Origin of the sequence: Mycobacterium sp. (assembly GCF_035314665.1) — a bacterium.
Classification (GTDB): Bacteria; Actinomycetota; Actinomycetes; order Mycobacteriales; family Mycobacteriaceae; genus Mycobacterium.
In genome coordinates, this window is the sequence record NZ_DATFZD010000141.1 from 13,567 (window position 1) to 31,592 (window position 18,026).

Sequence of the window (18,026 nt, forward strand, 5' to 3'; positions counted from 1 at the left end):
ACCGCACCGCCGCGTGGCGCCGGCACAACACCTGCGCAGAGGAGTTTCGCCTGATGGGACACGTCAGTGCAGCCAGCACCATCCTGATCAACGCTGAGCCCACGACCGTGCTGTCCGCCGTCGCCGACTACCAGAACATCCGCCCCAAGATTCTGTCGTCGCATTACCGCGACTACCAGGTGCTGCAAGGCGGGCAGGGGCAGGGAACCGTCGCCAGCTGGAAGCTGCAGGCCACCAAATCCCGGGTGCGTGATGTCCGGGCCGACGTCGACGTCGCCGGCCACGCGGTCATCGAGAAGGACGCCAACTCGACGATGATCACCAACTGGACGGTGGCACCCGCCGGACCTGGGTCGAGCGTCACCGTCACGACCACTTGGAACGGCGCGGGTGGCGTGAAGGGATTCTTCGAGAAGACGTTTGCGCCGCTGGGGCTGAAAAGGATCCAGGGCGAGGTGCTGGCCAACCTGAAAAAGGAGCTGGAAAGCTAGCCCGGCGACGATGCGGGCCGGAACGGCCTGAGGAGGAGGCGGGCAATCCGGCCTAGCCGGCCTGACCTTGGCTGCCCAGGTAGGCGGCGATGCCCTTGACCACGGCGTCGGCGTACTTCTGTCGGCCTTCGGGCGACTCCATCAGCCCCGAGTCGGCCGGGTTCTTCATGTTGCCGCACTCGACGAGGACCGACGGATACTGCGCCAGGTTCAGTCCCGCCAGGTCCGAGCGCCCGTAAAGACCGTCCTGGCCGATGTAGTTGGCCGGCGGGATACCCGAGGCCTGCATCTCGTCGCGCATGGCCCGGGCGAACTGCACCGACGGGCCCGCCTGCACCTGATTGAGCGGCGGCGCCGAGTAGTTCACGTGGAATCCCCGCCCGTTCGGCGGACCGCCGTCGGCGTGGATGCTGACGACGGCGTTCGGGCGTAAGGCGTTGGCCATGGCTGCGCGCTGGTCGACGCAAGGGCCCACCGTGCTGTCGTCGCCGCGCGACATCGCCGTGCGTGCTCCCAGTGCGTTGAGTTCGGCGCGGATGCGCAGCGTGGTGTCCCAGGTGAAGGTGTGCTCCGGGTAGCCGTCGTTGGTGGTGGTTCCGCTGGCCTGGCAGTCCTTGGTGCCGCCGCGCCCAGTGGGCACCTGGCGGCTAATCGATGCGTCGTTGGCGCCGTTGTGACCGGGGTCGAGGAACACGATCATCCCGGCGATGTTGCCCGGGGCTGCGGCGGCTTTCTGGGCGGTCGGTATCGGTGCAGCGGTGACGACAGGGAGAATGCCGATGGCCAGCATGGCGCCGACACGCAGGCAATGTAATACGCGCACGGCGCCACGTTAGCCTGGCGCCGACTAGGCTTAAAACTTCGAACCGCCCGCACGCCGCAGGCGAAACCAAGTCGAGACCAAGACGCAAGGGGACCGTCATGCAACCCGGAGGCCCGCCTGACATGTCGGCGTTGCTCGCCCAGGCGCAACAGATGCAGCAGCAGCTGATGGCTGCCCAGCAGCGACTCGCCAACGCCGAGGTGCACGGAAAGGCCGGTGGGGGTCTGGTCGAGGTCACCGTCAAAGGCAGCGGCGAAGTCGTTGCGCTGAAGATCGATCCCAAAGTCGTCGACCCGGACGACGTCGAGACGTTGCAGGACTTGATCGTCGGCGCGCTCGCCGACGCCTCCAAGCAGGTCACCACGATGGCGCAAGAGCAGCTGGGTCCGCTGGCGGGCGGGATGGGCGGCGCGCTCGGTATGCCGGGGTCCTAACTTGTACCGCCATGTTTGAGGGGCCGGTCCAGGACCTGATCGACGAGCTCGGCAAGCTGCCGGGTATCGGGCCGAAAAGCGCGCAGCGCATCGCCTTTCATCTGTTGTCCGTCGAACCACCCGACATCGACCGGCTCACCGCGGTACTGGCCAAAGTCCGCAACGGCGTGCGATTTTGCGCGGTGTGCGGCAACGTCTCCGACGACGAGCGCTGCCGCATCTGCGCCGACCCTCGCCGGGACGGCTCGCAGGTCTGCGTCGTCGAGGAGCCCAAAGACGTCCAGGCCGTCGAGCGCACCCGCGAATTCCGCGGCCGCTACCACGTTCTCGGCGGGGCATTGGATCCGCTGTCCGGAGTCGGCCCCGAGCAGCTACGGATCCGCGAGCTGCTCACCCGGATCGGTGAGCAGGTCGACGGCGTCGACATCACCGAGGTGATTATCGCCACCGACCCCAATACCGAGGGCGAGGCGACCGCCACCTATCTGGTGCGGATGCTGCGCGACATTCCCGGCCTGACCGTTACGCGGATCGCTTCGGGGCTGCCGATGGGTGGCGACCTGGAATTCGCCGACGAGCTGACCCTGGGCCGCGCGCTGACCGGCCGCCGCGCGATGGCGTGAAGCTGGCCCGGAACCTCTCAGGCGCCGGCGCGCTCGCCACGCTCGCTTTCGACCGAAGGCCCAGACCCCGGCAGCGGCTTGCCATTGACTTCTGGCATGAATGGAAGGGTGACTGTCCCTACCAGGCCCGCGAAGATCAGCATGTAGGCCGGCACCATGGCATTGCCGGTGCTGGATATCAGCGCTTGAGCGATCAGCGGGGTAGTTCCGCCCACGGTCGATAGCGCGATGTTGTATGAGATGGCCAGCGCCCCGTTGCGCACCCTGGTCGGAAACAGTGCCGGCAGCGCAGCGGGCGTGGTGCTGTCGAAACACAGTTCCATCAGGCCGACCAGCAGCACACCGATGAAGACCAACGGAAAGACACCGCGGAAGCGCATCAGCAAGAATGCCGGGACCGACGCCACCACGAGCAGTCCGCAGCCCGTCCACATGATCGGTTTGACGCCGATACGGTCGGACAACATGGCGACGAACACCACCGCGGCCATCAGAATCGCCAACGTCGCCACGATCATCACTAGTCCGGCCGTCTTACCTACGTGCACAACCACTTTGAGGTATGTCGGCAAGTATCCGGTGAGCATAAAATCAGGGGCCTGGGAGGTCACCACAAGGGCCGCGCAGATCACCATCGGCTTCCACTGCTCCACCACTGTGTGCCGAAATTGCTGCCGGCCGCGGTCGACCGGCGTGCTGCCGCTCATCTGCTCATAGGCGGGTGACTCCTTGATCCGCAGCCGCAGATAAAGAGCGAGCACGCCGAACGGCGCTCCCAGCAACAGCGGAATCCGCCAGCCCCACGCCAGCATGTCGTGGATTGGTAGCCAGGCCTGTAACGCGGTCACCAGTAACCCGGCCAGCACGAACCCGACCAGGTTGCCCAGCGGCAGGAACCCGACCATCATGCCGCGTCTGTGGTTCGGGGCCCGCTCAACGAGATAGGTCATCGCACCGACAAACTCGCCGCCGGTCGAGAAGCCTTGAAAGATCCGGGCCACCAGAAGCAGGATCGGCGCCCAGACGCCGATGGTGCTGTAGCCAGGCAGTAAGCCGCTCATGGTAGTCCCCACCGCCATCAGCAGGATCGTGATCACCAAAACCCGCTTGCGCCCGATGCGGTCACCGAGCGGACCAAGGACGAACCCGCCGAGCGGCCGTACCACGTACGCCGCCGCCAGCGTGCTGAAGGTGGCGATGAGGTGGACCGCGCTGACGCTATTGCCCGGATAAAACACCTGCGCAATGGTGGTCGCGATGTAGCCGTAGACGCCGAAGTCGTACCATTCCATGAAATTGCCGACGGCAGTACCTGCGGTGTCCCGGCGCATCGCCGAGTCGGCGTCGCGGGTGTCGTTGCGTGCGCAGCTATGCCGGCGGCGCCGGATGATCATTGACACGTCGCGTACCCATAACTTTGCTGCCCGGAACCCGTTGTGGCCCGCAACCACACGTTTAGCCTTAGCGAGCCGCTAACCGCTCGCGGCGCAGCAAGTCCACCTCGGGCAGCGCCAGCGGCGCGAGCTCACCAACCACCTTGCTGAGCAGCGAATCGGCGAGCTCAGGATTGCGGGCCAAGCAGGGCCCGTGCATATAGGTGGCGATCACGCTGCCCTGCACCGAGCCGTCGAAACCGTCGCCGGCGCGGTTGCCCGCGCCCTTCTTCACGGCGCCCAGCGGCGACGCGGCGTCGCCGAGAACCGTTCCGCCGCGGTGGTTTTCGAAACCGGTCAACGGCTGTGTCAACCCGGCCAGCAGCGGCGTGCTGACCACCTCGCCGATGGTGCGGGCGTTCTGCGGCGAGGTGGTCAAGTCCAGCAGACCCACGCCGTCGACCCGTTCGCCCGCCGACGTCTCATACCAGTGGCCGAGCACCTGGATGGCCGCGCAGATCGCCAGCACCGGTGCGCCGCGGGCCGCGGCGCGCTGCAACCCCGGGTGCCGGACGAGATGCTTGGTTGCCAGCCGCTGCGCGTAGTCCTCGGCTCCGCCCAACGTGTACAGGTCGAGGCTGTCGGGCACCGCGTCGGCCAGCGTGATCTCGACGATCTCCGCGGCGATGCCCCGCAGCCGCAGCCGTTGCCGCAGCACCGCCGCATTCCCGCCGTCGCCGTAGGTGCCCATCACGTCGGGCAGCACCAGCCCGATTCGCACCGCTGAGTCAGCCATGACGAGCCAATCTGCGCTGCAACTGCAGGAACGCCGTGTAATTGGCGACGACCTCCACGGCTCCGGGTGGACACGACGCGATCGCCGCCAACGTGTCGTGCACCAAGGTGTGGTCCACGCCGGCGTAGCCCAACCGCACCGCGAGGTCGGTCCCGCGTTCGCCGGCGGCCACCACTGAAGTCCGCTCAAAATGCTCGAAGCGCACATCCCAGAGCCACGACAGATCCTCCCCGTCGGGCACCTGCCCGTTGACCGAGATCACCACCCCGGCCGCATTCTTGTCCACCATCGCCAGCGCCTCCTGCCAGCCGGCGGGGTTCTTGGCCAACAGCATCCGCACGGTGTGCGCGCCGACACGAATGGTCCGGTACCGCCCGGCGACCTCGTCGACCTTGGACACCGCGGCCACCGCGGCCGCCGGATCGGCACCCAGCGCAACGGCGGCCGCCACCGCCTGGGCCGCGTTGCCGCGATTCACCGAGCCCGGCAGCGCCAACCGCATCGGCAGCGCCAGCCCGTCGGGACCGTAGAGCATGTCGGCGTCGAACAACCAATGCGGGCTGGGCCGCTTGAAGTCGGCGCCGGTGGAATACCAGTGGCCCTGGTCGCGGACGATCACCTCACCGCTGCGTGGGCAGCTGACCGAGTCGGCCGCCCAGCTGCCGCCCGCGGCCACCCACACCACGTTAGCGCTGTCGTAGGCAGCCGAGGTCATCAGCACGTCGTCACAGTTGGCGACGACGACCGCTTGCGGGTGCTTGGCCAGTCCGCCACGCAGTCTGCGCTCGATCACGTTGATCTCGCCGACCCGGTCCAGCTGGTCGCGGGACAGGTTGAGCAACACGATGACGGCGGGCTCGATGGCGTCGGCCACATGCGGCACGTGCATCTCGTCGACCTCGAGGACCGCCAACGCGGCGTCGCGGTCGGCGGCGAGCGCGGCCACCAGCCCGGCATCCATGTTGGCGCCCTCGGCGTTAGTCGCAACCGGGCCCAACGTCGACAGGGCGGCGGCGGTCATCCGGGTCGTCGTCGACTTGCCGTTGGTCCCGGTGACGACGACGGCGCGGCGGCCGGTACCGAGCTGACGCAGTATCGACCGATCCAGCGTCATTGCCACCAGTCCGCCGATCATCGCGCCCGCCCCCCGGCCGGTCACCCGTGAGGCCCATCGCGCGCCGGCTCCGGCGGCGAGGGCCAGGCGTCCTCGGGTGTTCATCACCCGGGAAGTTTAAGGGCGATCGCAAGCTCGGCGCTTTTCCGAGCGCTGCGGGTCGCCCTCGTCCGTTTAAGGGCGATCGCAAGCTCGGCGCTTTTCCGAGCGCTGCGGGTCGCCCTCGCGAACTCAGTCGGCGACACGAAGCGCGGCGACCCAGCGATGTCAGCTCGGCGTGAAATCCTCCATTCATGCCCGACATTCCGGTGGCGACTCCGACGATGACGATCTGGGGTCGGCCGGCCACCGAGCCGGGGGCGGGATGGGCCGTCATCGACGTCGAAACCTCCGGCTTCCGACCGGGCAACGCCCGCGTCATCAGCCTCGCGGTGCTGGCCCTCGACGGTGATGGGCAAGTCGAGCAATCCGTGGTCAGCCTGCTCAATCCGGGGGTGGATCCCGGCCCCACCCACGTGCACGGCCTCACCGCCGCGATGCTCGAGGACCAGCCGCAGTTCGCCGACATCGTCGGCGACGTGGTCGAGCTGCTGCGCGGCCGCACGCTGGTCGCGCACAACGTCGCGTTTGACTACGCGTTCCTCGCCGCGGAGGCAGAACTGGCCGATGTCGAGCTGCCGATCGACTCCGTCATGTGCACGGTGGAGCTGGCGCGGCGGCTGGAACTGGGCATCGACAACCTGCGGCTGGAGACGCTGGCCGCGCATTGGGGGGTCACCCAGCGGCGACCGCACGATGCGTTCGATGACGCGGTCGTGCTGACCAACGTGATGGCCGCTGCCTTGGAGCGGGCCCGCGAACGCGGCGTCTGGTTACCGGTGCGGCCGGTCACCCGCCGGCGTTGGCCCAGCGGCCGGGTCACCCACGACGAACTGCGGCCACTGAAGCTGCTGGCCTCCCGGATGCCTTGCCCGTACCTCAACCCCGGCCCCTACGTCCGTGGCAGGCCGCTGGTGCAGGGCATGCGGGTCGCGCTGGCGGCTGAGGTGCAACGGACTCACGAGGAGTTGGTCGAGCGGATCCTGCACGCCGGGCTGGCCTACGCCGACACGGTCGATCAGGAAACGTCGTTGGTGATCTGCAACGAATCCCGCCCGGCGCACGGCAAGGGCCAGCTGGCTCGCGAGTTGGGTGTGCCGGTCGTTTCCGACGCCAAGTTCATGGATTGCGTCGGGACGGTGGTCAGTGGGACCGGTGTCGAACACTTCACCGACTCGTTGCGTTCGGGCGAGCAATTCGCGTTGTTCTGATTGCCGCTCAGTTCAGCACACATTGTCGCCGCACGGTTGAATGAGTATGCGATGAACGCGAAAACGACATGGGCGGCGGTGGCGGCCGCCGCGGTGCTGGCGGCGGCCTGCGGCGGAGGGTCGCACGGCGGCAACACCGACTCAGCGGCCAAGGGCGGCAAGGTGCAGATCCCCGCGAACTTCTGCGGCCTGCTGAGCGGGGTCGATATCAGTCAAGTGATGGGTAGGTCGTTTCCAGCGCCTGCGGGCAGCCAGTCCTCGAGCGAAGCGCAATGCAATTCCGTGCCCTCGGCCGGCAACGACGTCAGTTTCAAGCTGTATTACAACGACCTGTACTGCAAAGACGGCCAGCCTCCTAACGAGCAGTGTCTCGACGCGCAGTCGAAGGGATTCGCCACCAACAAGCAGACCGCCGGCCAGGTTCAAAACATCCCAGGACTCGGTGACCAGGCGTTCTGTTTCGTGGCTCCGCCCGCAACCGTCGACGTGCTCAAAGGCTGGATCTATCTCACCGTCGTCGCCGACAGCTGTGAACAGGCGCAGACGTTGGCCGGGATACTGCTGGCGAAAATCATGGCCTGACTGCGGATGTCGGCGGTAAACCCTCGTCCGGCCTGATCGATGGCTAGCTGGCTGTCACCCAAGAAACGCCTGGGCAAACTTTAAGTTTCTTATCAGGTTCTGCACATTTTCGCGCCGTCCTATGCCTACACTCAGGACGCGCCCGGCCTTCAGTTGGCCGACCGCTACCGCGAAGACGCGATGGCCGGGACGCAGGTTCACCATGCATCGGCAGCGCGGTGGATCTGACCGTATTTCAACTGGGGGGCACTCCACATATTGGAGGCGCCATGACCGACCGCTTTCTCTGCGTCATCGCTGAGATAGCCGCCCAAATGACGGGGGCGAGCGCGTCCTCCGCGCCGAGGGTGTGCGAGCGGCTGCTCGCGCAGCTGGTCGAGCAGTTCGAGGCCGATGCCGCGTTTCTGCGCCACAATAATCACAGGCTTCGAGCCTCGATGCTGATTGCCGAATGGCCACCCCGGGATCCGGTTCCCGACCCGGATCCGCTGGCGACGATCTTTTTCGCCGACAACGACGTCATGCTATCCGAGGGCCTCAAAGCGCCGACTGTGATTGCCGCCGACGCAGCGAAGTTTGGTCACCCCGGCGGGCTCGCGGCCTGCCGGGGTCGACCGTCGTCGGTTGCGATTGCACCCCTGATCCGGGGGACGGCGACCACTGGCGTGATCGGCTTGACCAAATCGGGCGGCAAGCGATGGGTACCCAAAGAACTCGCCGCACTCGGTGTAATTGCGTCGTTGTTCGCACAGCTGCAGGCCCGCACCGCCGCAGAACGCCGTCTGCGGCGGCTGGCCGAGCACGACGAATTGACCGGCCTGCACAATCGTCGGGCGCTGACCGCGGAAGTTCGCCGCAGACTGCGGGTGGGACGACCCGGTCCCGTCGCAGCGCTCTATGTCGATCTGGACCGGCTGAAGGCCATCAACGATCACCTCGGTCATGCCGCCGGTGATGCGGTCATCCGGACATGCGCACAACGGCTCGCCGCCAAAGCCGGTCGCGACGCCCTGATCGCCCGTGTCGGCGGCGATGAATTCGTCGTGATCCCCAACCGGGCGATGTCTGCTGAAGCCGCGGAAGCCTTGGCGCTCAAGCTTCAGACCACGATGTGTGACCCGGTCCGCATCGGCGGTCAGCGGATCACCAGCACCGTCAGCGTCGGGTTGGCGTTGGGCATACCCGGGGTCGACACCAGCCATGATCTGCTGCACCGGGCCGATCACGCCGCTCTGGCAGTTAAGCGAAAAGGAGGCAACGCGGTCGCCGTGTTCGATCACGACATATCGATGCAGGGCGCATCTGCAAATAACAGCGAGCGCCATTCTCCTGCCAGCATCGACTGCGACGCGCTGCTGCTGCACTATCTGCCCGAAATCGACCTGCGCACCGGTGAAATACTGGCGGTCGAAGCGCAGGCGTGCTGGGAGCAGCCGACTTGGGAGTTGCGGCCAGCGGATCCGTTAAACAGCGCGACCCAATCGATCAGTCTCGGCGGACTGTTGGGTCGATGGGTCATGCGACGTGCCTGCAGAGACTTCAGCCGGTGGCGGTCGCGTGGCCACGGGCAACACGTCACATTGCGCCTGAATATCTCACCGGCACAACTGGTCAGCGACGGTTTCGCCGACGACGTGGCCGCCACCCTCGACGAATTCGGCATCGACGCAGGATCGGTGTGCCTAGAGATCTGCGAACGCCTGATGGTGCGCGACATCAAGAACACCCACACCACCCTCGCGATGCTGAAGGACGTCGGCGTTCAGATCGCCATTGACGACTTCGGCACCGGTGACGTCGTTTTGGCGCAGCTGAAATCGCTTCCGGTCGATATGCTCAAGATCAACACGGCATTCATCCGTGACCTTGGTACCAACGCGGCCGATCTGGCGATCGTGCAGGCGATTATCGGGCTCGCCGAAGCAGTCGATGTGCAGGTGGCCGCCGAGGGCGTCGAGACCCCGATCGCCGCCGAGACGTTGCTACGGCATGGGTGCAACCGTGCCCAGGGTTCTCTGCTGTCGCGCCCGGTGACGGGCGACGCCATGGAATCGCTGCTCTCCACCTGCCAAATACACCTGCCGCTCAACGCCACCAACGATTTCTTGGCACCTGTAAGGCACGCACCAAGTCCAAACACATTGCCGCAGAACCGCGCCCAGGCCTGCGCCGAGCTGACATCGGAATCTGCCGCCAGCTAAGAAGAGTTTCGCGGACGCGTCAGTTAATTCCGTGCGGCCCTATTCACGGCCGACACCACGGCACGCAGCGACGCAGTGGTGATCGACGGCGCGATCCCGACGCCCCACACCGTCCTGCGGCCCACCGAAGCCTCCACGTACGCGGCAGCCTGGGCGTCATCACCCGCGCTCATCGCGTGCTCGGAGTAATCCAGCACCGCCACGTCCAAGCCGACGGTGCCCAGCGCCTCGACGAAAGCGGCGAGCGGTCCGTTGCCGGAACCACTGATCTCGGTCTCGACGCCGTCGATCTTGACGGTCGCGGCAATCGTGGTCGCGCCGCCGTCCTCCTCGGACGCCTCGACCCGCTGCTTCATCCGCTCCAGCGGCCGCACCGGCGCCAGATACTCCTCGGAGAATGCCTCCCACATCGCCTTCGACGAGACTTCACCGCCCTCGCCAGCTGTGCCCTCTGCGATCTTCTGGATCACGCCGGAGAACTCGATCTGCAGCCGTCGCGGCAGGGCCAGGCCGTGGTCGGCCTTCATGATGTAGGCCACCCCACCCTTGCCGGACTGCGAATTGACTCGGATCACCGCCTCGTAGGTGCGCCCGACGTCGCGCGGATCGATCGGCAGGTACGGCACCTGCCACAGCATGTCGTCGACGTCGGAATCGGCCGCATCGGCGTCGACCTTCATCTGGTCCAGGCCCTTGTTGATGGCGTCCTGGTGGCTGCCGGAGAACGCGGTGTAGACGAGGTCGCCGCCGTAGGGGTGACGCTCGTGGACCGGCAGCTGGTTGCAGTACTCCACCGTGCGGCGGATCTCGTCGATGTTGGAGAAGTCGATCTGCGGGTCGACGCCGCGGGAGAACAGGTTCAGACCCAGCGTCACCAGGCACACATTCCCGGTGCGTTCACCGTTGCCGAACAGGCAGCCCTCGATCCGGTCGGCGCCGGCCTGATATCCCAATTCGGCTGCGGCGACGGCTGTTCCGCGGTCGTTGTGCGGGTGCAGAGAAAGGACGGCGGACTCGCGCCACTTCAAGTTGCGGTGCATCCACTCGATCGAGTCGGCGTAAACGTTCGGCGTGGCCATCTCCACGGTCGCGGGCAGGTTGAGGATGATCGGATTGTCCGGCGTGGGCTCGATGATGTCGCCGACGGCATCGCACACCTGCTTGGCGTATTCCAGTTCGGTCCCGGTGTAGGACTCCGGTGAGTACTCGAACCGCCAGTGCGTGCCCGGGTACTTGGCGGCCTCCTCGACGCACTTGCGCGCGCCGTCTGTCGCGATGGCCTGGACCGCGGCCCGGTCGGCGCGGAAGACGACCCGGCGCTGCAGGATCGACGTCGAGTTGTAGAAGTGCACGATGGCGCGGTGTGCTCCCTCGCACGCCTGGAAGGTGCGTTCGATCAGCTCGGGACGGCACTGGGTCAGCACCTGGATGGTGACGTCGTCGGGGACGGCGTCTTCGGTGATGATCTCGCGGACGAAGTCGAAGTCGGTCTGGCTGGCCGACGGGAACCCGACCTCGATCTCCTTGTAGCCCATGCGGACCAGCAGGTCGAACATGCGGCGTTTGCGGGCCGGGCTCATCGGGTCGATCAGCGCCTGGTTGCCGTCACGCAGGTCCACCGCACACCACAGCGGGGCGCGGCTGATCACTTTGACGGGCCAGGTACGGTCGGCCAGCTCGATGAGTTCGACCTCTTCAGCGAAGGGTCGGTACCGGCCGACCGGCATCGACGACCCGCGCTGGGTGTTCCACGCCGGCTGCCCGGCATTGGGTTGGCCAGCGGGTTTAGTGATGGTTCGAGTGGACTTGAATACGTCGGGGGAGTCGCCCGACGGTTGAGAAACGCTAGTCACGGTGATTTCTCCGGGGAATGAGAAGGGGCGCCATAAAAGGCGGCGACCGGCGCATCGCGAACACCCGCGACGGGAAGCCGGCCTCGATCAGGCCCCGTCGCGGCGTCCGAGGAGGAGCACCCGCTGCACGTCTCGTACCTTACCGCGCCGGCGCGGATGCCCAAAACCCCCGCCGGTCAGTCCCCGGCTGGGACGATCTTGACCGGGATGTCGGTGTTCTCGTCGGTGTGATAGCTCGCGCACACCCGGTGGTAGCCGTCGGCAATCTGCAACGGCACGTCGGTGACGAGGTCTCCGCGGACAACCAGAATCGGTGACAGCTGCTTGCCCTTCTTGATCTTCGCCAGGTCCGAGGCGACATGCGCATTGTCCGGTGGCAGCAGCGCCAGGCGCGAAGCGCGCAGCAGATCCTTGGCCTTCTTGTACACGATCGGGGCCTTTTTCAGCGCCGCCACAATCTCGTTGACCTGCCCGGGCTTGGCGAGCAGCGCGAGATAGTCTGCCGCCGCCGGATAGTCATGCTCGTCTGGTTCGGTACCCCATAACACCGCAGCCATCGGGGCAACCAACCTCCTCACGTATTCGAAATCCGCACGCCATCGTCGAGAAGTCTACGGCCCGCCCGGCAGGCTGTTGGGCAGTGCAATGTTTCGAACTTGGCATACGTGGCTTGACATCAGACAAACTAGCCCGTCGCAGTGACCGTGATCCTCAACGACAATGTTTTCAAAGGCTCGCGCTGCGGCTGGAAGGGCCGGACCAATCGGAGCCGGAGGATCGCCGTCCCGGTATGTTCAGCCTTAATGGTGAGTAGCTGATCGCTGCTGCCAGCCGATGGCGGCATAGGCGAGTTCGTTTTCGGCGCAGGCGCAATCGAGAAACTTATCGCATCGAGGTCGCCGTCGACGTCTGACTGCCAGGTGTATCCGACCGCCCCGGCCCCTCCAATCGGAATGACCTCCGATTCGCCGGCTTTGAGATGGATCTCACCCAACGGGTCCAATGACTACTCCCGAATACCATTGTGTCCCAGCGCGATAGTAGTGCTGGAGTTGCTTGTCTGTACGTTCGACGATGACTTCAAGATCGAATCCGAAGCTGCCTTCAACTAGAGCCACCACCAGGCACGATTGATTTCAAATGTCGGCAAAGCGTTGTCCGTCCCAACGGACCGCCCGTGGGTGCGGGGCTAGTTAGGTGCGAACTGGCTGAGCCTTAGCGACTCTTTTCGCAGTTTGAGCCACCTTTGTTGCAGGTCCAGAGCTGTTTGATGCCCTTGTCGTGTCGTTGAGCGTGACCTTGAACTGCATCGTGCGGTACGGCCAGCCCGTTGCGGTGTCCCACTGCGAAACCACCAGTCCGACGCCGCCCTGAGCGTCCAGCTGCGAGCCGGGAAGAACATATCCGCCGTACAGTTGGGCGACTTGATTATTCGCCAGGTCCTGGGCGTCCCACGTCGTCCCTACCACTGGTGTCTGGACCGGGGTTTCGTAGAGGTTGGCGGTCGGGGAGTCGATCGTGCGATATCCCAGCGCGTATCCCGACGAGAGGAAGCCGCCCAGGACCCAGGTGCTGGTGTCCAGCCTGCGCAATGTCAGCTCGCCCCAGGTTTCGGCGGGGGGCGTGATGGGGGTTGGTGTGTTGTCCCATCCCCATTGGTTGTTGGCCCAGCCCCAGCCCGAGTACTGGGTCATGTCACCGATATTCTCCGGCAGCACGCGTCGCAGGATGATGCCTTTGTCGCGCTGAAATCCGGTCGAGACGATGTACACCCAACCGTCGTCGGGGTTGTAATCCCACGACCATAGCTGCGCGTAGCCGTTGTACAACGACGCAGGAAACGTTGCTTTCGCACCCATCTCCTGCCAGGTGACGCCGTTGTCGGTGGAGCTCCAGATTCCGGTCCAGATCACATTCCCGAAGCCGCGGTTGACGATGGCATGCAAATACAGCGTCTGATCGATTACCAGCAGGTCGGAGGGAATCACGGTGCTGATGCCGCCCTGATTCCACGGTGCGCTGTCGTGGACGTAGGGCCACAACTGCTGGGCATAGGTGGACTTCGCGCCGCCCGCACTCTGGTACTGGATCTGGTTGTTGGTATCCCCGGTGCCGAGCAGGGCAACCGGAGCGCGCCAGTCGCCCTGCCCGACGGTGCTGCCGGAAAAGGTATCTCCGAACACAGACAGCAGCTGGCCGTTAGGCGCCAAGACGCTCACGCCGAGGTCGGTGCAGGTCACCCCCCATTTGTCGGTGACGCCCGGCCCGGTCATGTCGCCCACATAGCCCTTGACCGGCACTGGCGGCGGTGCGGGGGCTGGTGTGGGAGGCGCCGGTACCGGAATCGCCGCCGCTGCGATCGTTTTGGGCTGTCGCGCGGCGGGGGCTTTGGTTGGCACGCTTAAGGTTTCGCGTTTCCTGCGCGGGCTTGCCTTAGCGGTGCTTTTCGTGGACAAGGGTCCTCCTGGGTGTTAGTTCGGGTGCTAGGGCGTCGACGCCAGTGGGAAGGAGCCGTGCCCGGTGAACGACGGACCGGAATCGCGCCAGAAATAGTTCAGCTGGGCCGAGCCCGAGCTGCAGATCATTGTTTTCCTCTTTCCGCATTAGGTATCTGGGTGGTCCAGGCCGCGATGGTGAAATTCTCAACAGGGCTCGCTGAGGTGAAATAGTGCCTCGAAACGTCGACGACGGCATGAGTAGCGTGCTACCTGTTTTTCGGCGGCCTTCTTCTCGACGATCCGGGGGCGGGCCATCACGGACCCACCGCGCGGCGATATCGTGCCGGATCGACACGCGGGCCGATGGCGCGCGGTCGGCGTGTGAATCCGGCAGTCAGGCCGCCGGGTCAGCCCCGCCGCTGGGACGGGTCGGTCAGCGCGTAGCACGACTCGCCGACACACGTATCCTGTTGTGGACCTAAGCCCAGCGATGGTGGCGAATCCGAGACGGGAAAAGGACAGAAGTGGCGCTCGTCGTGCAAAAGTACGGCGGATCTTCGGTGGCCGACGCCGAACGGATCCGCCGTGTCGCCGAGCGCATCGTCGAGGCCAAAAAGCAGGGTAACGACGTCGTCGTGGTGGTTTCGGCGATGGGCGACACCACCGACAACCTGCTGGAATTGGCCCAGCAGGTGTGCCCGGCCCCGCCGGCTCGCGAGCTGGACATGCTGCTGACCGCCGGTGAGCGCATTTCCAACGCGCTGGTCGCGATGGCCATCGAATCGCTGGGCGCTCAAGCCCGCTCGTTCACCGGCTCGCAAGCCGGCGTCATCACCACCGGCGCCCACGGCAAGGCCAAGATCATCGACGTCACCCCGACCCGGCTGCAGTCCGCGCTCGACGAGGGGCTAATCGTGCTGGTCGCGGGATTCCAAGGCGTCAGCCAGGACACCCGCGACGTCACCACCCTGGGCCGTGGTGGCTCGGACACCACCGCGGTCGCGCTGGCCGCCGCCCTGCACGCCGACGTCTGCGAGATCTACACCGACGTGGACGGCATCTTCAGCGCTGACCCGCGGATCGTCCCCAACGCCCGGCGGCTGGATACGGTCACCTTCGAGGAGATGCTCGAAATGGCGGCCTGCGGCGCCAAAGTACTGATGCTGCGGTGTGTGGAATACGCACGCCGCTACAACATTCCGGTGCACGTCCGGTCGTCGTACTCGGACAAGCCGGGCACCGTCGTCACCGGATCGATCGAGGACATATCCATGGAAGAGCCCATCCTGACTGGCGTCGCCCACGACCGCAGCGAGGCCAAGGTGACCATCGTCGGCATACCCGACCACCCCGGCTACGCGGCAAAGGTGTTCCGCGCCGTCGCCGACGCCGACGTCAACATCGACATGGTGCTGCAGAACATTTCCAAGATCGAAAACGGCAAGACCGACATCACTTTCACCTGCCCGCGCGACAGTGGCCGGGTCGCGGTGGAGAAGCTGGACTCGCTCAAAGACGAAATCGGTTTCAGCCAAGTGCTTTACGACGACCACATCGGCAAGGTGTCGCTGATCGGCGCGGGCATGCGCAGCCATCCGGGGGTCACCGCCACGTTCTGCGAGGCGCTGGCCGGCGTCGGGGTTAACATCGACCTGATCTCTACGTCGGAGATCAGGATCTCGGTGCTGTGCCGCGACACTGAACTAGATAAAGCTGTTGTCGCGTTACACGAAGCATTCGGCCTCGGCGGTGCTGAAGAGGCCATGGTGTATGCGGGGACGGGACGATAAATATGAGCGCGAATTGCGCGTCGATAGGTGTAGTAGGTGCCACCGGTCAGGTGGGCCAGGTGATGCGCAGGCTGCTCGACGAGCGCGACTTCCCGGCAACCAGCGTGCGATTTTTCGCCTCGGCCCGCTCGCAGGGCCGCAAGCTGGCCTTCCGTGGGCAGGAGATCGAGGTCGAGGACGCTGAAACGGCCGACCCGGCAGGTCTGGACATCGCGTTGTTCTCCGCCGGCTCGTCGATGTCGCGGGTACACGCGCCGCGGTTCGCGGCCGCCGGGGTGACGGTGATCGACAACTCGTCGGCATGGCGCAAGGACCCGGACGTGCCGCTGGTGGTCTCCGAGGTGAATTTCGCTGACGCGCGGACTCGGCCGAAGGGCATCATCGCCAACCCGAACTGCACCACGATGGTCGCGATGCCGGTGCTCAAGGTGCTGCACGACGAAGCCGAGTTGGTGCGGTTGGTCGTTTCGAGCTATCAAGCCGTATCCGGTACCGGACTTGTCGGCGTCGAGGAGCTCGCCACCCAGGTCCGCGCCGTCATCGACGACGCCGAGCAGCTGGTGCACGACGGCAGCGCTTGTGAGTTCCCGGAGCCCAAGGCCTACGTTGAGCCGATCGCTTTCAACGTCCTCCCGTTGGCCGGGAACCTGGTCGACGACGGCTCTGGCGAGACCGACGAGGACCAGAAGCTGCGCCACGAAAGCCGCAAAATCCTGGGCATCCCGGACTTGCTGGTGAGCGGAACCTGTGTGCGGGTGCCGGTGTTCACCGGCCACTCGCTGTCGATCAATGCCGAGTTCGCCCAACCACTTTCACCCGAGCGCGCCCGCGAACTTCTCGACGGCGCACCGGGCGTGAAGCTGGTTGAGGTGCCGACGGCGTTGGCTGCTGCCGGTGTCGACGAATCGTTGGTCGGCCGGATCCGCCACGACCCCGGTGTGCCGGACGGACGGGGCCTGGCGCTGTTCGTGTCGGGCGACAATCTGCGCAAGGGCGCGGCATTGAACACTATTCAGATCGCCGAGCTGCTGGCCGCCGAGCTGTGATCCGCGGGTGAGCCCTGCCGACTCCCGCCGGATCGCGCGCTGCTCGCTCATGGCCGCGTCTGTCGTGTGTTTGCTTGCTCGGCAAGGCTTTTCACCTGCGTATGCCGATCCGCCGGCCCCGATGCCAGAGCCGGTCCTGCAGCCGCTGGCACCGGGCCAGGTGATGCGGATCGGTCCGACGGCCGGGACCGGCACGCCCACCCGCGACTACGGCATCGGCGCCACCGACCTGTGCGAGTTCATCGACTTCCCCACCGACGTCGTGCAGGTCTGCGGCGACAGCTTCGCCGGCGAGGGAGTTGGCTTCGGCGGCTACTACTCGCCGATCGCCCTGCGGGTGGACACTTCATCGGTCGATGACCCCGCCGGAGTCCGCTACACGGGGGTCACCGGCATAACGGTGCCGCTGCTGGCCGACCCGACGCCGACGGGCGCATCGCAGTTGCCGGCGGGTGTCGTGCAGATCAACCGACAGAACTACCTCCTGATCACCACCACCAAAGATCTGGTTCCGCAGAGCTCACGGCTGGTGAAAGCTGAACCAACACAGGGGTTTTGGCAGACTCTTCAGAGTTCGCAACGAGACGCGACCTACATGGGCGGTCGGCAGTCACAGATCAGCGGCTACTACGACCCGATACCGACCGCGGAGTCTCGGAGCGGGTGGGTCTACGTCGTCGCCGACAATCTCGACCGCAGCCAACCGGTGATGCTGTATCGGGTCGCACCGCAAAATTTCGGCGACCGCTCCCGATGGCAGGGCTGGGCGATTGGTCCTGGCGGCGGTTGGAACAAGCCGCCAACCCCGCTATGGGGTGACCTGATCGGTGAAATGAGTTTCAAGCAAATCGAGGGCAAGGCCGTGCTGTCGTATTTCAACGCCAGCACCGGAAACATGGAAGTTCGGGTGGCCGAGGACCCGACCTCGCTCACCACCGCGCCGGTGACCACCGTGGTGCAGCACGACGACTGGCCTGATCCCGCGGAAAGCCTGCCACCCCCGGAAGACAACCGACTGGCCCAGCCATACGGCGGATACATCTCTCCTGGATCGACGCTGGACGAGTTGCGGGTATTCGTCAGCCAGTGGCATAACAGCGATCCACGGTCACGGGCGCCCTATCGGGTAATCCAATTCGCGGTCAACCCATT

General features: G+C 65.5%; 16 protein-coding genes. 9 read left to right on the top strand and 7 right to left on the bottom strand.

Features of this window, described 5'->3' with window-relative positions:
• Positions 1-53 precede the first annotated feature (53 nt).
• Positions 54-491 (top strand): SRPBCC family protein, encoded by a 438-nt coding sequence (locus VKI00_RS11210; RefSeq protein ID WP_324437530.1) that lies wholly within the window; start codon positions 54-56, stop codon positions 489-491.
• Positions 492-543: 52 nt separating this feature from the next.
• Here the strand turns inward: VKI00_RS11210 and VKI00_RS11215 are convergent, their stop codons facing one another.
• Positions 544-1,281 (bottom strand): Rv3717 family N-acetylmuramoyl-L-alanine amidase, encoded by a 738-nt coding sequence (locus tag VKI00_RS11215; RefSeq protein ID WP_324437541.1) that lies wholly within the window; start codon positions 1,279-1,281, stop codon positions 544-546.
• Between the two features lie 131 nt (positions 1,282-1,412).
• Between VKI00_RS11215 and VKI00_RS11220 the strand changes: the two genes are divergently transcribed.
• Together VKI00_RS11220 and recR are read left to right on the top strand one after the other, a co-directional pair.
• On the top strand, positions 1,413-1,748 hold the full coding sequence (locus VKI00_RS11220) for a YbaB/EbfC family nucleoid-associated protein (RefSeq protein WP_324437531.1): 336 nt from the start codon (positions 1,413-1,415) through the stop codon (positions 1,746-1,748).
• A gap of 11 nt (positions 1,749-1,759) precedes the next feature.
• Positions 1,760-2,371, top strand: coding sequence for a recombination mediator RecR (gene recR / locus VKI00_RS11225; RefSeq protein ID WP_324437532.1), 612 nt, complete (start codon positions 1,760-1,762; stop codon positions 2,369-2,371).
• 17 nt (positions 2,372-2,388) lie between these two features.
• Here the strand turns inward: recR and VKI00_RS11230 are convergent, their stop codons facing one another.
• From VKI00_RS11230 to VKI00_RS11240, 3 genes are all read right to left on the bottom strand, one after another.
• The gene (locus VKI00_RS11230) at positions 2,389-3,702 is read right to left on the bottom strand and encodes an MFS transporter (RefSeq protein ID WP_324437542.1); all 1,314 of its coding nucleotides are present in this window, start codon (positions 3,700-3,702) and stop codon (positions 2,389-2,391) included.
• 130 nt (positions 3,703-3,832) lie between these two features.
• Positions 3,833-4,540: a type 1 glutamine amidotransferase gene (locus VKI00_RS11235; RefSeq protein ID WP_324437533.1), complete on the bottom strand. Its 708-nt coding sequence runs from the start codon at positions 4,538-4,540 to the stop codon at positions 3,833-3,835.
• Positions 4,533-5,762, bottom strand: coding sequence for a Mur ligase family protein (locus VKI00_RS11240; RefSeq protein ID WP_324437534.1), 1,230 nt, complete (start codon positions 5,760-5,762; stop codon positions 4,533-4,535). Before VKI00_RS11240 ends, VKI00_RS11235 begins: the two co-directional genes overlap by 8 nt.
• A 215-nt stretch (positions 5,763-5,977) precedes the next feature.
• On the opposite strand from VKI00_RS11240, the gene VKI00_RS11245 reads away from it, so the two are divergent.
• From VKI00_RS11245 to VKI00_RS11255, 3 genes are all read left to right on the top strand, one after another.
• Complete coding sequence (locus tag VKI00_RS11245) at positions 5,978-6,964, top strand: DEDDh family exonuclease (protein ID WP_324437543.1); 987 nt, start codon at positions 5,978-5,980, stop codon at positions 6,962-6,964.
• Positions 6,965-7,015: 51 nt separating this feature from the next.
• On the top strand, positions 7,016-7,546 hold the full coding sequence (locus VKI00_RS11250) for a hypothetical protein (RefSeq protein ID WP_324437535.1): 531 nt from the start codon (positions 7,016-7,018) through the stop codon (positions 7,544-7,546).
• Positions 7,547-7,815: 269 nt separating this feature from the next.
• Positions 7,816-9,747, top strand: a complete 1,932-nt coding sequence (locus VKI00_RS11255) for a bifunctional diguanylate cyclase/phosphodiesterase (RefSeq protein WP_324437536.1) — start codon at positions 7,816-7,818, stop codon at positions 9,745-9,747.
• Positions 9,748-9,770: 23 nt separating this feature from the next.
• On the opposite strand, the gene leuA is transcribed toward VKI00_RS11255, so the two are convergent.
• The 3 genes from leuA to VKI00_RS11270 form a co-directional block, all read right to left on the bottom strand.
• Positions 9,771-11,600: a 2-isopropylmalate synthase gene (gene leuA, locus VKI00_RS11260; protein WP_324437537.1), complete on the bottom strand. Its 1,830-nt coding sequence runs from the start codon at positions 11,598-11,600 to the stop codon at positions 9,771-9,773.
• Positions 11,601-11,776: 176 nt separating this feature from the next.
• Positions 11,777-12,157 (bottom strand): hypothetical protein, encoded by a 381-nt coding sequence (locus VKI00_RS11265; RefSeq protein WP_324437538.1) that lies wholly within the window; start codon positions 12,155-12,157, stop codon positions 11,777-11,779.
• Between the two features lie 636 nt (positions 12,158-12,793).
• A complete protein-coding gene (locus tag VKI00_RS11270) occupies positions 12,794-13,873 on the bottom strand; it encodes a DUF4185 domain-containing protein (RefSeq protein WP_324437544.1) in 1,080 nt (359 codons plus the stop codon).
• A 689-nt stretch (positions 13,874-14,562) separates the two neighbouring features.
• Here VKI00_RS11270 and VKI00_RS11275 point away from each other — a divergent pair.
• The 3 genes from VKI00_RS11275 to VKI00_RS11285 form a co-directional block, all read left to right on the top strand.
• Positions 14,563-15,828 carry an aspartate kinase gene (locus tag VKI00_RS11275; protein ID WP_324437539.1) on the top strand — a complete coding sequence of 422 codons (1,266 nt, stop codon included), beginning with the start codon at positions 14,563-14,565 and terminating at the stop codon, positions 15,826-15,828.
• A 2-nt stretch (positions 15,829-15,830) separates the two neighbouring features.
• On the top strand, positions 15,831-16,874 hold the full coding sequence (locus VKI00_RS11280) for an aspartate-semialdehyde dehydrogenase (RefSeq protein ID WP_324437540.1): 1,044 nt from the start codon (positions 15,831-15,833) through the stop codon (positions 16,872-16,874).
• A 7-nt stretch (positions 16,875-16,881) separates the two neighbouring features.
• Positions 16,882-18,026, top strand: a 1,145-nt coding sequence (locus VKI00_RS11285) for a DUF4185 domain-containing protein (RefSeq protein WP_414687171.1), incomplete at its 3' end; no start/stop codon positions are given.